We start from the raw sequence: 12,736 nt of genomic DNA on the forward strand, positions 1-12,736 counted from the left end.
CTCCCTTCGGAATGATGCGCATGCTTAACGGCATAGTGGTAAAGGTGGATTTAACACCCAAGGCGTGGAAAAACGGGGCTTTACGGTTTGCTCCGACCATTCGCTAATGGATCTGCCGCTCGCTATGAACGTGCGATGGCCAAGAAGATCCGTACGGACCAATTGCTCACCGAACGCGGGCTCGCCGAGAGCCGGGCGCGGGCGCAGGCCCTGATCCTGGCCGGGCTGGTCTTCTCCGGCGAGCGCAAGATCGACAAGGCCGGGCAGACGCTCGCACCCGACGCGCCGCTGGAGGTGCGCGGCAAGGACCATCCGTGGGTCTCGCGCGGCGGGATCAAGCTGGCGCACGCGCTCGACCATTTCGGCTGGGAGGTGGCCGGTGCAGTCGCGCTCGACGTCGGTTCCTCGACCGGCGGCTTCACCGACGTGCTGCTGGCGCGTGGCGTGGCCAAGGTGTTCGCGATCGACGTCGGCACCAACCAGCTCGCCTGGAAGCTGCGCCAGGATCCGCGCGTGATCGTCCACGAGCAGACCAATGCGCGCTATCTGACGCGCGAGATCGTCACCGAGCCGGTCGACATCATCACCTGCGACGCAAGCTTCATCGCGCTCGCCAAGGTGCTCGACACCGCCCTCGACCTGGCGTCGCCCGGAGGCCGGCTCGCCGCGCTGGTCAAGCCGCAGTTCGAGGCGGCGCGCGACGAGATCGGCAAGGGCGGCGTGGTGCGCGATCCCGCGGTCCACGCGCGGGTCTGCGCGGCGGCAGCCGAGTGGGTGGAGCAGCGCGGGTGGCACGTCGAGGGCGTGGTGCCGAGCCCGATCACCGGGCCCGAAGGCAATGTCGAGTTCCTGCTCGGCGCACGACGCGGCTGATCTGCTCCGCGCTTAGGTCTCGGTGGAGCGGCCGAAGAAGGGCGGCACGGGAGCGTTAGATCACGTGTGAAGCGTCCTCCACGGCGTGCTTGAAATGGCCCTGACCGGGCGTTAGAGGCATTGCGCAGAATACGGCAGTGATTTTCCTGCCAGAAAGCGTACCAGCATCATGATATTAGAGCATTTTCCGAGCCGCGGCGCGCCCGCGCTCCGCTCGAAAATGAGCTAGCCGGCGAGCGTGCATCCCCACAACGCTATGGCCAGCAGCGCTATGGCCCGCACAGGTCTGGTGATCCTCGCGCTTGCGGCGCTGATCGGCTGCGGCGGCGACGAGAAGGGCGGCGAACGGCCGGCGCCGCTGGTCAAGGTCGAGCCGGCGACGACGATGCGCTTCGTCGAGCGGATCGAGGCTGTCGGCACCGCGCGCGCCAACGAGCAGGTCACGCTCGCCGCGCCGGTCACCGAGCGGATCGTCCGCCTGGCGTTCGACGACGGCGACTTCGTGCGCCGCGGCGAGGTGCTCGCGGTGCTCGCCGCGGGCCAGGAGAATGCCCAGCTCGCCGAGGCGCAGGCGCGGGCGCGCGAAGCGTCGCAGCAGCTCGACCGCGTCGCGACCTTGCGCCAGCGCGGCTTCGCCACCAAGAGCAGCCTCGACACGCAAGTGGCGGCGAGCGCGCAGGCGCGCGCTCAGGCAGCCGAAGCGCGTGCCTCGATCGGCGACCGGATGATCACCGCGCCCTTTTCGGGCTGGGTGTCGCTGCGCACCATCTCGCCGGGCGCCGTCGTCCAGGCAGGAACCGAGATCGCGACGATCAGCGACATCGACAGGATCAAGCTCGATTTCAGCGTCCCCGAGACCCTACTTTCGACGATCTCCGAGGGACTTCCGATCGCGGCGGTCTCGGCCGCCTTTCCAGACCGGCCGTTCCGCGGCACGATCGCCACGATCGACCCGGTGCTCGATCCTGCGATCCGGGCAGTGAAGGTCCGCGCGCTGCTGCCGAACCCCGACCGCAGCTTGCGGCCCGGCATGCTGCTCACCGTCACGATCGAGAGCAGCCCGCGGGCGGCGCTGTCGGTGCCCGAGCTGGCGGTGGTGGGCGAGGGCGATTCACGCTACGTGTACACGCTCGGCCCGGGCAACAAGGCGGTGCGCACGCGGGTTCGCACCGGCACGCGCTCCGACGGCAGGGTCGAGATCGTCGAAGGACTGAGGCCCGGGCAGAAAGTGGTCACCGAAGGCGTGGTCAAGCTGGCGGATGGGATGAACGTGCGCGTCGCCGGCGCGCACAATGCCGCGCCGCCCGGCGTGGGCCCAGGCGTGGGCCCAGGCGCGGGCAAAGGGCGCTAGCGCATGCAGCTTTCCGACCTCTCGGTCAGGCGACCTGTCTTCGCGGCAGTGGTCGCGATGCTGATCGCGGTGGTCGGGCTGGTCGGCTTCTTCGCCCTCTCGGTGCGCGAATATCCCGATGTCGACCCGCCGATCGTGTCGGTCAACACGACCTATACCGGCGCCGCCGCGAACGTCGTCGAAAGCCGCATCACCCAAGTGCTCGAGGAGCGGCTTGCCGGTGTCGAAGGGCTGCAGACGATCACGTCGCGCTCGCAGGACGGCCAATCGAACATCACAGTCGAATTCACGCCGGGCCATTCGATCGACACTGCCGCGAACGACGTGCGCGACAGGGTCGGCGCGGCCGCCGCCGACCTTCCCGAGGACGTGCTCGCGCCGCAGGTCCGCAAGGTCGATGCCGACAGCTCGCCGATCCTCTTTTTCGTCGTCTCCAAGCCTGACTGGTCGCGGCTCCAGCTCAGCGACTATGCCGACCGTAACATCGTCGACCGTCTGTCGGCGCTCGACGGCGTCGCGCAGGTGTTCGTCGCCGGCGAGGCTCGCCCGTCGATGCGCGTGTGGATGCAGCCGGCCAAGCTTGGCGCGTTCGGCCTGACGCCGGGCGATGTCGAGGCGGCGCTGCGGCGCCAGAACGTCGAGCTACCGGCCGGCCGGATCGAATCGTCGACCCAGAACGTCACCTTGCGGGTCGAGCGGCCGTTCGTCACCGCGGCCGATTTCGAGCGGCTGGTGATCGGCCGCGGCAACACCGGCTATCTGGTGCGGCTCGGCGACGTCGCGCGGGTCGAGCAGGGCCCCGAAAACCCCTATACCGCATTCCGCGCGAGCGGAGTCTCGGCGATCGGCCTCGGCATCGTCCGCCAATCGGGGGCGAACACGCTCGAGGTCGCCGAGAAGGCCAAGGCGCTGATCGAGCAGATCCGGCCGACCTTGCCCGAAGGCATGTCGATCACCGTCGGATCCGACGACAGCCTGTTTATCAGCCGCGCGATCGAGGCGGTCTGGCAGACGCTCGCCGAGGCGGCGGTGCTCGTCGTGCTCGTCATCTATCTGTTCCTCGGCAGCTGGCGCGCGACCTTGATCCCGGCGGTGACGGTGCCGTTGTGCCTGCTTGCCAGCTTCGCCGTGCTGTGGGCGCTCGGCTATTCGATCAACCTGCTCACCTTGCTCGCGCTGGTGCTGTCGATCGGGCTGGTGGTCGACGATGCGATCGTCGTGCTCGAGAACGTCTATCACCGCATCGAGCAGGGCGAGCCGCCGCTCGCTGCCGCCTACCAGGGCACGCGCCAGGTCGGATTCGCGGTCATCTCGACCACATTGGTCGTCTGCGCGGTGTTCGTGCCGGTGATGTTCATCAGCGGTCAGACCGGCCAGCTGTTCCGCGAGCTGGCGGCGGCGATGATCGGGGCGCTCGCCTTCTCGGGCTTCCTCGCGCTGAGCCTCGCGCCGATGCTCTGCTCGAAGCTGCTGCGCTACGAGAAACGCGGCCGGCTCGCCGCCTGGATCGAGGCGCGCTTCCAGCGGCTCGAAAGCGGCTACGCGCGGCTGCTCGACCGGGTGTTGAAACGGCCGCTGGTGCCGCTTGCCGTGGTGCTCGGCTTCATCCTGCTCGCGGGCGGGCTGTTTGCGACCTTGTCGTCGGAGCTGACGCCGGCCGAGGATGTCGGCATCGCGACCGGCAACCTGAGCGCTCCCGAAGGCACCGGCTTCGCGCAGATGGACGAATATTTGCGCCAGGCCGAGGCCAAGGTGCTGCCGCTGGTCGGGCAGGGCGCGGTGCGCAACATCATCGCCCGCGCGCCGCAGAGCTACAATGCGTCGGAAGATTTCAACAGCGGCGTCCTGATCGTGTTCCTGAAACCCTGGGAGGATCGCGAAGAGACGACCCAGGATGTGGTTGCCGAGATCAACAAAAGGCTCGGCCAGATCCCCGGCGTCCGCGGCAATATCGCGCCACGTTCCGCGCTCGGCCGCGGCCGCGGCCAGCCGGTCAATTTCGTCATCGCCGGCGCCACCTATGAAGGGCTCGCGCGCGCCCGCGACTCTATCCTTGCCGCCGCGCAATCCAATCCCGGGCTGGTCAATCTCGACGCCGATTACAAGGAGACCAAGCCGCAGATCCGGATCGACGTCGACACCGCGCGCGCCGGCGATCTCGGCGTGTCGGCGGAGGAGGTCAGCCAAGCGCTGCAAAGCCTGCTCGGTTCGCGCCGCGTCACCACCTATATCGACCGCGGCGAGGAATATAGAGTCATCGTCCAGGCCGAAGCGCCGTCGCGCCAGACCGAGAGTGATCTCGCCTCAATCTACCTGCGCAGCCGGACCGGCGAGCTGGTGCCGCTGTCGAACCTCGTCAGCCTGCGCGAAGTGGCCGGCGCGCGCGACCTCGGCCGCTACAACAAAATGCGCGCGATCACCTTGAGCGCCGGCCTCGCGCCCGGCTATTCGCTCGGCGAGGCGCTCACCTATCTCGAAGATCAGGCGCGGCAGCAGCCCGAGGTCGCGGCGATCGGCTATCGCGGCGAAAGCCAGTCGTTCAAGGAAGCGGGCGGATCAATCTACATCGTGTTCGGCTTCACGATCCTGGTCGTCTATCTGCTGCTCGCCGCGCAGTTCGAAAGCTTCGTCCACCCGGCGGTGATCATCACCACCGTCCCGCTCGCCGTCGCCGGCGGCGTGGTCGGGCTCGCGCTGATGGGCCAGACCCTCAACCTCTACAGCCAGGTCGGCATCGTCATGCTGGTCGGGCTGGCCGCCAAGAACGGCATCTTGATCGTCGAGTTTGCCAACCAGCTGCGCGACGCCGGCGCCGATATCGCCACCGCCATCCGCGAAGCTTCGGCACGGCGGTTGCGGCCGATCCTGATGACCTCGATCGCGACCGTCGCCGGCGCGGTGCCGCTGGTGCTTGCCGGCGGCGCCGGTGCCGCCTCGCGCCAGGCGATCGGCGTCGTGATCGTGTTCGGCGTGTCGATGGCGACCGCGATCACCCTGTTCCTGATCCCGATCCTCTACGCCCGCTTCGCCCGCCACACGAGTTCCCCGGGCGAGGTCGGTCGCAAGCTCGAAGCCCAGCTTTCGCAGCCGGCGCTCGACCGTCCCCTGCCTGCCGAATGAGAGTGAATCCCACCGACTGAACCACCCGCTGGCGAACCGACAGCTCCGCCGAGTGAAGGAGAAGAAATGACTGCAATTGCGTCCCGGTCCCAGCTGCGCATGGTCTATCTCCGTTATGCCCTCTTCACGGTGCCGCTGGTGCTGCTGCTCGGCATCGTCTCGTCGCGCCTGGCGGACTCGGGCTATGGCAATCCGTGGTTCGCCGCGTTGGTGAAGCCTGCCGCGATGCCGCCCGGCTGGCTGTTCCCGCTCGCCTGGACCCTGCTCTACGTGCTGCTTGGCCTGGCGCTGGCTCTGATCCTCCATGCCCGCGGCGCGCGCGGTCGCGTCCTCGCGGTCGGCCTGTTCGTGCTGCAATTGCTGCTCAACTACGCCTGGTCGCCTTTGTTCTTCGCGATGCACGAGGTGCGCGCCGCGCTGGTCGTGCTCGTCGCGATGCTGGTGACCGCCGCCGCCACGACAATATTGTTCGCGCGAATCCGCAAGGCGGCGGCGCTGCTGATGCTGCCCTATCTCGCCTGGCTGCTGTTCGCCTTGTGGCTCAATTTCCAGATCATGGCGCTGAACCCGGACGCCGAAAGGCTTGTTCCGGCGGCGGCCAGTGCCGATATCATTCTCTGACCCTCAGCAGGAGGCCGCAATGCAGTCCGAAAACCGTTTGTTCGACGATCTGGTCAAGGTGCTCAACGGCGCCGCCGGAACTGTCGCCGGCATGACCCGCGAGGCCGAGGCGACGATGCGGGCGCGGGCGCGCGAGTGGGTCGGCGGGCTCGACCTGGTGACGCGCGATGAATTCGAGGCGGTCAAGGCGATCGCAGTCGCGGCGCGCGAGGAGAGCCTGGCCCTCAAGGCGCGGCTCGACGCGCTGGAGGCGGCGGGCGCCAAGCCGGCTTCGACCCGCGCGAAGAAGGGCCCGTCCGATCCGGCATCGGCTATCTGAGGCTCGAATCCTTCCCGAGCGGGGAGGAAAAGCCTCAACGGGAAGACAAAATCCCATTAATCCACAACTTTGTCCCCGCCGGACCACGGCCGCTCTTGCGGATCGCAAGGAGGATGGGCACGATTCGTTCACATCTATTGCAGCAGGAACTGGGTTATGATGGTCGATGAGTATGAGATGGAGCGCGAGACCAGTGCGCCGATCGACATGCTCGAACATTATTTCAGCGCGCATGGCTGGGCCTATGAGCGTGCTGGAGACGAGGAGATCGTCGCCAATTTCCAGGGCAGCTGGGCGCAATATGAATTGCGCGCGATCTGGCGCGACGACGACAATGTCCTCCAGTTCCTCGCGCTCCCCGACATTCGCGTCGCGAGCGACAAGCGCGCCGCGACCTACGAGACGATCAGCCTGATCAACGAGCAATTGTGGCTCGGCCATTTTGAGCTGTGGACCACGTCGGGGCTGGTGCTGTTCCGCCACGCCGCGCTGCTCGACAGCGACGAAGGCGGATCGCTGACCTTGCGCCAGGCCGAGACCCTGGTCGAGGCGGCAATCGAGGAGTGCGAGCGCTTCTACCCGGTGTTCCAGTTCGTGCTGTGGGCGGACAAGACGCCGCAGGAAGCGATCGCCGCCGCGCTGATCGAGACGCAGGGCGAGGCTTGAACGCCGCGCTCAGCGATCCTGGAGCGCTGCCGGGCCCGTTCTGGCTGATCGGCTGCGGCAACATGGCCGGCGCGATGCTCGAGGGCTGGATCGCCGCCGGCCTCGATCCTGCGCAGGTCAGCGTCGTCCGACCGAGCGGCAAGCCGGTCGCCGGCGGCGTGCGCGTGCTGACCGCTTTGCCCGAGGATGAGGTTCCCGCGCTTGCGATGCTCGGCACCAAGCCGCAGAAATTGAACGAGGTCGCGCCGGTGCTGGCCCGCGTGCTCGATCGGCACACGATCCTGGTTTCGATCCTGGCCGGCACCGAGCAGGCGACGTTGCGCGGCTTGTTTCCCGCCTGCGAGACGATCGTGCGGGCGATGCCGAACACGCCGGTCAAATTGGGGAAGGGCGCGACCGGCCTGTTCAGCGACAGCCAGGATCGTGATGCTCTCGCCAAGGTCGAGAGGCTGATGGCGGCGCTCGGCACGGTCGAGTGGATCGAGGACGAACGGCTGTTCGACGCGGTCACCGCTCTGTCGGGGAGCGGCCCGGCCTTCCTGTTCCGCTTCATCGACGCGCTCGCGGCGGCCGGCGCGGACCTCGGCCTGCCGCGCGACCAGGCCGAACGGCTCGCGCTCGCCACCGTCGAAGGCGCTGCCGCGCTTGCGGCGAGCGCAAGCGAGAGCCCCGGCGCGCTCGCAGACAAGGTCGCCAGCCCCGGCGGCTCGACGCGCAAGGGGCTGGACGTGCTCGACGCCGACGATCGCCTGCTCGCCTTGCTGCGCGACACGCTCGAAGCGGCGCTCAAGCGCAACCGCGAGATGGCGCAAGAGGCGCGGCGCGGGCCCTGATTCAGGTCGGCCTAATTCAGGTCGGGCGCCTCAGCCTTGGCGTCAGCATGCCGACCTTGCCCCGATATTCCTCATATTGCGGGCCGAACATCGTCACCAGGTCGCGCTCCTCGAAGCGGATCGCGATCAGCATATAGACCGACATTCCGCCGGCCAGCACGAGATGCCCCAGGGTCATGTGCGGCGTCGCCCAGAAGGCGATGAAGAAGCCGGCGTAGAGCGGGTGGCGGACGAGGCGGTAGAAGAACGGCTGGCGGAACACCGGCTCGCTGGCGGCCGTGCCGCGCATATGGCGCCACACCTGCTTCAAGCCGAACAGCTCGAAATGGCTGATCAGGAAGGTGCTGAGCAGGACGATCAGCCAGCCGGCCGCGAACAGGGCCCAGAGCAGCATCGCCGCCGCCCGATTCTCCACCATCCAGACCGTCCCCGGGATCGGCCGCCAGAGCAGGTACATCAGGATCAGCGCGGCGCTGGCGAACAGCACGTAGGTGCTGCGCTCGACCGGTGCGGGCACGATCCGCGTCCAGGCCGTCTTGAAGCCGCGGCGCGCCATCAGGCTGTGCTGCAGCCCGAACAGGGCGACGAGGCCGAGATCGATCGCGACCGCCGATGGCAGCGGCACCAGCGGCCCGCCGCGATCGACGGTCAGCGGCACGCCGGGCAGATCGCCGACGAAGCCGATCAGATAAAGGAATGTCGCAAAGAAGACGAAATAGGCGATCACGCCGAACAGCAGGTAGACCGAACGAGACATGGCCGTTCTCCCCCACGTTTGATAGCGCAGTTTACCACGTTTCGCGGCCGATCGGAAATTGGGTGGCCACCGGTTAACCCTTCCCTGCGCGTAGAAGGATTTGCTATCATCGACGCAGCGTGAGCGTGCCTGTGCTGCGCTTCCGATGCCCCTGGTGCCGCCAGGCGGGGCGGCGGGGGTGCGAGGAAACGGGAGGTTCGAATGAACAGGATGCTGCGGGCGAGCATGCTCGCCGGAGCCGCCGCGCTGCTGTCGAGCATCGTTCCAGCATCGCATCCAAATCCGTCGGCCGAATCGTCGTCGCTGGCGCCCGACGCACTGGCCATGCTCGATCCGATCGCGCGCGCTTCGTCGCTGTGCGGCACGCGCGGCGGGAGCATGCTGCGCCGGCGGCTGTCGATCGCGAGCCTGTTCGCGGCGCCGGCCGACGCGGCGGTGCAGGCGCCGATGCCGCTGTTCGCCGGCGTCGAGGGACTGCGCTTTCCGGTCAGCACGACCAACGAGCAGGCGCGGCGCTATTTCCAGCAGGGAATGATGCTGAGCTACGGCTTCAACCATGCCGCGGCGATCGCCTCTTTCCGTGCGGCGCAGCGGCTCGACCCCGCTTGCGCCTTGTGCTGGTGGGGCGAGGCGGTGGCGCACGGCCCCAACATCAACGCGCCGATGGACCTGGCCGCGATAAAGCCGACGCTCGCGGCGCTCGCCAAGGCGCAAAGCCTGCGCAGCGGCGCGACGCCGGCCGAGCAGGCGCTGATCGACGCGGCTGCGGTGCGCTATTCGGCCGATCTCAAGGCGGACCGTGCCGCGCTCGACTCTGCTTATGCCGGCGCGATGCTACGAGTGGCGCAGAGCCACCCCGCGCACGACGACATCGCCTTGCTCGCGGCCGAGGCGGTGATGGACACCAGCCCGTGGGATTATTGGGAGGCCGACGGGCGCACCGCGAAGGGGCGGATCGGCGACGCGGTCAGGCTGGTCGAGCAGGTGCTCGCGCGCAACCCCGGCCATCCGCAGGCGTCGCATCTCTATATTCACCTGCTCGAGAAGGTGGCGCCCGAGCGTGCGGAGAGCGCCGCCGACCGGCTCGCCAAGGACGGGCCGCCCGCCGCCGGCCATCTCGTCCACATGCCGGCGCACATTTATTATCGCCGCGGGCGCTTTTCGGATTCGATCCGCGCCAATGTCGCGGCGGCGCGCGCCGACGAGGCCTATATCAAGGCGAGCGGCGATCAGGGCCTCTACCGCTACGGCTATTATCCGCACAACGTCCACTTCATCGTCACCTCGGCGCAAATGGCCGGTGACATGGGCGTTGCGATCGCCGAAGCGCGGCGGCTGGGCGGCTTGGTGAGCACCGACATCGCCGCGCAATATGGCTGGATCCAGGCGATCAGCGCGGCGCCCTATCTCGCCTTCGCGCAATTCGCCGCGCCGGAGCGGACCTTGGCGCTGCCCGCGCCGGACCCGCGCCTGCTCTACGTCGCGGGGATGCGCCATTATGCCCGCGCGATCGCGCATGCGCAGCGGCGCAGCCGGGCGTTGTTCGACCAGGAGCTGGCGGCGCTTCGGGCGATCCGCGGCTCCCCGAAGCTCGACGAGATGACCAAGCAGGGGATGCCCGCACCGGATCTGCTGCTGCTCGCCGAGACGGCGGCGCGCGGCCGTTATGCGTTCGCCTCGAAGCAATATGACGAGGCGGTGCGCTACTATCGCGAGGCGGCGGCGATCGAAGACCGGATCCCTTATATGGAGCCTCCCTATTGGTATTATCCGGTGCGCCAGTCGCTCGGCGCCGCGCTCTACCGCAGCGGCCGTTACGGGGAGGCGAAGGCGGCATTCCAGGAGGCGCTGACGCGTTACCCCGCCAATGGCTGGGCGCTCTACGGCCTCGCCGCGAGCGAACGCGCGCTCGGCAACCGGCCCGAGGCCGCCGCCGCCGACCAGGCGCTGCAGCGCGCCTGGCTCGGCGACCGCAAGTGGCTGCGGATCGATCGGCTGTAAGAGGGGGTCGCTGATGATCCCCCCTCCCGCGAGCGGGACCGCTGCAAAAGGAGCCGCGGCATCCAAGAACCGTTCGGCCTGAGCTTGTCGAAGGCCTTTTCTTCTCTGAGAAAGAAGGAAAGCGGTTCGACAAGCTCACCGCGAACGGAGTTTTGCAGCGGTCCCGCGAGCGGGAGGGGAGAAACACTAAGCGGGAGGAGATCTGCGGAGACACCAATCCGTCCCATCCCCTCAGGTTGACCGCGCTTCGCCCCGGCTTTATCGCCGCCTATCGATCTCAGCCGGCACTGACGGCGCGGACTTTCCAGCAGGCAATTTGAAGCGGCAGGGCAATGGCGGACACACGCAGCTACGACGATCGCGACGGGTGGATCTGGTTCGACGGCAAATTGGTGCCGTGGCGCGAGGCCAACGTCCATATCCTGACCCACGCGCTTCATTATGCCTCGTCGGTGTTCGAAGGCCAGCGCGCCTATGGCGGCGAGGTGTTCAAGCTCACCGAGCACAGCACGCGGCTGCGCAACAGCGCCGCGATCCTCGGCTTCGACCTGCCCTGGTCGGTCGAGGAGATCGACGCCGCCTGCAACGAGACGCTCAAGGCCAACGGGCTCGAGGACGCCTATATGCGCCCGATCGCGTGGCGCGGATCCGAGCAGATGGGCGTCTCGGCGCAGCTCACCAAGCCGCACATGGCGATCGCGGTCTGGCCGTGGGGCGCCTATTTCGGCGAGGAGGCGATCCGCAAGGGCCTCCGCCTCGACATCTCGCCGTGGCGCCGCCCGGCGCCTTATACCGCGCCGACCAACGCCAAGGCTTCGGGCCTCTACATGATCGCGACGATGGCCAAGCATGCCGCCGAGGACAAAGGCTATAACGACGCCCTGATGTTCGATTGGCGCGGCCAGATCGCCGAGGCGACCGGCGCCAACGCCTTCTTCGTCAAGGACGGCAAGATCCACACGCCGACGCCCGACTGCTTCCTCGACGGCATCACGCGGCGCACCGTGATCGACCTCGCCCGCCGCCGCGGCATCGAGGTGATCGAGCGCGCGATCTGGCCCGAGGAGCTGGAAGGGTTCGAGCAATTCTTCCTGACCGGAAGCGCCGCCGAAGTGACCCCGGTGGCCGAGGCGGGCCCGTGGAATTTCGAGGTCGGCGAGCTCAGCATGCAGCTGCGCAAGGACTATCTCGACCTCGCGCACCGGCGCATCTCCAACAGCTGACGGCCTACTGATCGCCGAAAAGGCGCGGCGTGGGCAGTTGCCGCGCCTTTTTTCCGCGCGTCGCGGTGCCGGCTTGCGCCGCCCCAATGGGGGGGCGAGAAGCCTGTCCCCCAAGCTGTTCAACCTTTCGTTGAAGTATCGCTGCTTGTTTCTCGGCGTGTGACTAATGTTGTCCTGCGTGATTCCTGATCCATGTTACAAAACATGGAGTCATGAGCAGTAAGACATCATTCATCTTAATCATGGCGAGCGTGGATCGAAATAAAGGCTCCGCGGTTATTCCGGCAACGGTCCGTCTGATGGCCCAGCGATTCTGGGCGCGGTCCGTTGCAACCTTCGAGGGAGCCTTTGCAATGAAGAAGATACTTTTCGCTGCTGCATTAGGCGTTAGCAGTCTCGCGCTCGCCCAGAATGTTCCGGTCGGATCGGCCGGGACCGGTGTCGGCGGGACGGCCGGAGGCGACGTCTCGGTGGGTGGCACGTCGGTCGGAACCGGCACCTCGGTCGGCGCGGGCGCGGAGACCAATGTCGGCGAGACCGGAGCCAGCGCCAGCGGCGCGACCGGCACCAACACGACCGGCGCGGTCAAGACCAACAAAGCCAAGAAGGGCGCGACCGCCGGCACGAGCACGACGGGATCGGTCAATGCCGGCACCAGCGCAGGTGCGACGGCCGGCGACACCAGCGGCGCAGCAAGCGGCACGATCGACGCGGCCGGCGCGGCCGACACCAGCGCGGCGGGCTCGGCGAGCAGCGGCGGCGCGATGGGCGCCGGCGCGACCGGCAGCTTCACCGGCACCGGCGGCCCGGCGGCTGGCACGAGCGAGTATCCGCGTTGCTCGCGCACCGTCACCGACCGCTGCATCCAACGCGGCGGCCGCCGCTGATCGACCCGCTCCGGCGGATCGGCTAGCATAAGAGAGCGCCCGGGCGATCGCCCGCGGCGCTCTTTTGCTGCCGGCACCGATATTC

11 protein-coding genes are annotated in these 12,736 nt (G+C 67.8%); 10 read left to right on the forward strand and 1 reads right to left on the reverse strand.

The features are described 5' to 3' along the window. Positions 1–135 precede the first annotated feature (135 nt). The 7 genes from V6M48_RS08700 (at position 136) to proC (ending at position 7,783) form a co-directional block, all read left to right on the forward strand. Positions 136–873, forward strand: coding sequence for a TlyA family RNA methyltransferase (locus tag V6M48_RS08700; RefSeq protein WP_332812145.1), 738 nt, complete (start codon positions 136–138; stop codon positions 871–873). A 271-nt stretch (positions 874–1,144) separates the two neighbouring features. Further along, a complete protein-coding gene (locus V6M48_RS08705) occupies positions 1,145–2,224 on the forward strand; it encodes an efflux RND transporter periplasmic adaptor subunit (RefSeq protein ID WP_332812146.1) in 1,080 nt (359 codons plus the stop codon). A 3-nt stretch (positions 2,225–2,227) separates the two neighbouring features. Beyond that, positions 2,228–5,344 (forward strand): efflux RND transporter permease subunit, encoded by a 3,117-nt coding sequence (locus V6M48_RS08710; protein ID WP_332812147.1) that lies wholly within the window; start codon positions 2,228–2,230, stop codon positions 5,342–5,344. A gap of 66 nt (positions 5,345–5,410) precedes the next feature. After that, positions 5,411–5,965, forward strand: coding sequence for a TspO/MBR family protein (locus tag V6M48_RS08715; RefSeq protein WP_332812148.1), 555 nt, complete (start codon positions 5,411–5,413; stop codon positions 5,963–5,965). A 19-nt stretch (positions 5,966–5,984) separates the two neighbouring features. Continuing rightward, a complete protein-coding gene (locus tag V6M48_RS08720) occupies positions 5,985–6,284 on the forward strand; it encodes an accessory factor UbiK family protein (protein ID WP_332812149.1) in 300 nt (99 codons plus the stop codon). A gap of 156 nt (positions 6,285–6,440) precedes the next feature. Next, entirely contained in the window at positions 6,441–6,950 is a 510-nt protein-coding gene (locus V6M48_RS08725) for a YbjN domain-containing protein (protein WP_332812150.1), read from the forward strand. Beyond that, complete coding sequence (gene proC, locus V6M48_RS08730; RefSeq protein ID WP_332812151.1) at positions 6,947–7,783, forward strand: pyrroline-5-carboxylate reductase; 837 nt, start codon at positions 6,947–6,949, stop codon at positions 7,781–7,783. Before V6M48_RS08725 ends, proC begins: the two co-directional genes overlap by 4 nt. 16 nt (positions 7,784–7,799) lie before the next feature. On the opposite strand, the gene mddA is transcribed toward proC, so the two are convergent. Then, complete coding sequence (gene mddA / locus V6M48_RS08735) at positions 7,800–8,540, reverse strand: methanethiol S-methyltransferase (protein ID WP_332812152.1); 741 nt, start codon at positions 8,538–8,540, stop codon at positions 7,800–7,802. A 201-nt stretch (positions 8,541–8,741) separates the two neighbouring features. Here mddA and V6M48_RS08740 point away from each other — a divergent pair, with 201 nt between their 5' ends. The 3 genes from V6M48_RS08740 (at position 8,742) to V6M48_RS08750 (ending at position 12,651) form a co-directional block, all read left to right on the forward strand. After that, positions 8,742–10,541, forward strand: coding sequence for a tetratricopeptide repeat protein (locus V6M48_RS08740; protein WP_332812153.1), 1,800 nt, complete (start codon positions 8,742–8,744; stop codon positions 10,539–10,541). A gap of 332 nt (positions 10,542–10,873) precedes the next feature. Further along, entirely contained in the window at positions 10,874–11,764 is an 891-nt protein-coding gene (locus tag V6M48_RS08745; protein WP_332812154.1) for a branched-chain amino acid aminotransferase, read from the forward strand. Positions 11,765–12,117: 353 nt separating this feature from the next. Further along, entirely contained in the window at positions 12,118–12,651 is a 534-nt protein-coding gene (locus tag V6M48_RS08750; protein WP_332812155.1) for a hypothetical protein, read from the forward strand. The last annotated feature ends 85 nt before the right edge of the window (positions 12,652–12,736 follow it).

Source organism: Sphingomonas sp., assembly GCF_036677245.1.
GTDB lineage: Bacteria > Pseudomonadota > Alphaproteobacteria > Sphingomonadales > Sphingomonadaceae > Allosphingosinicella.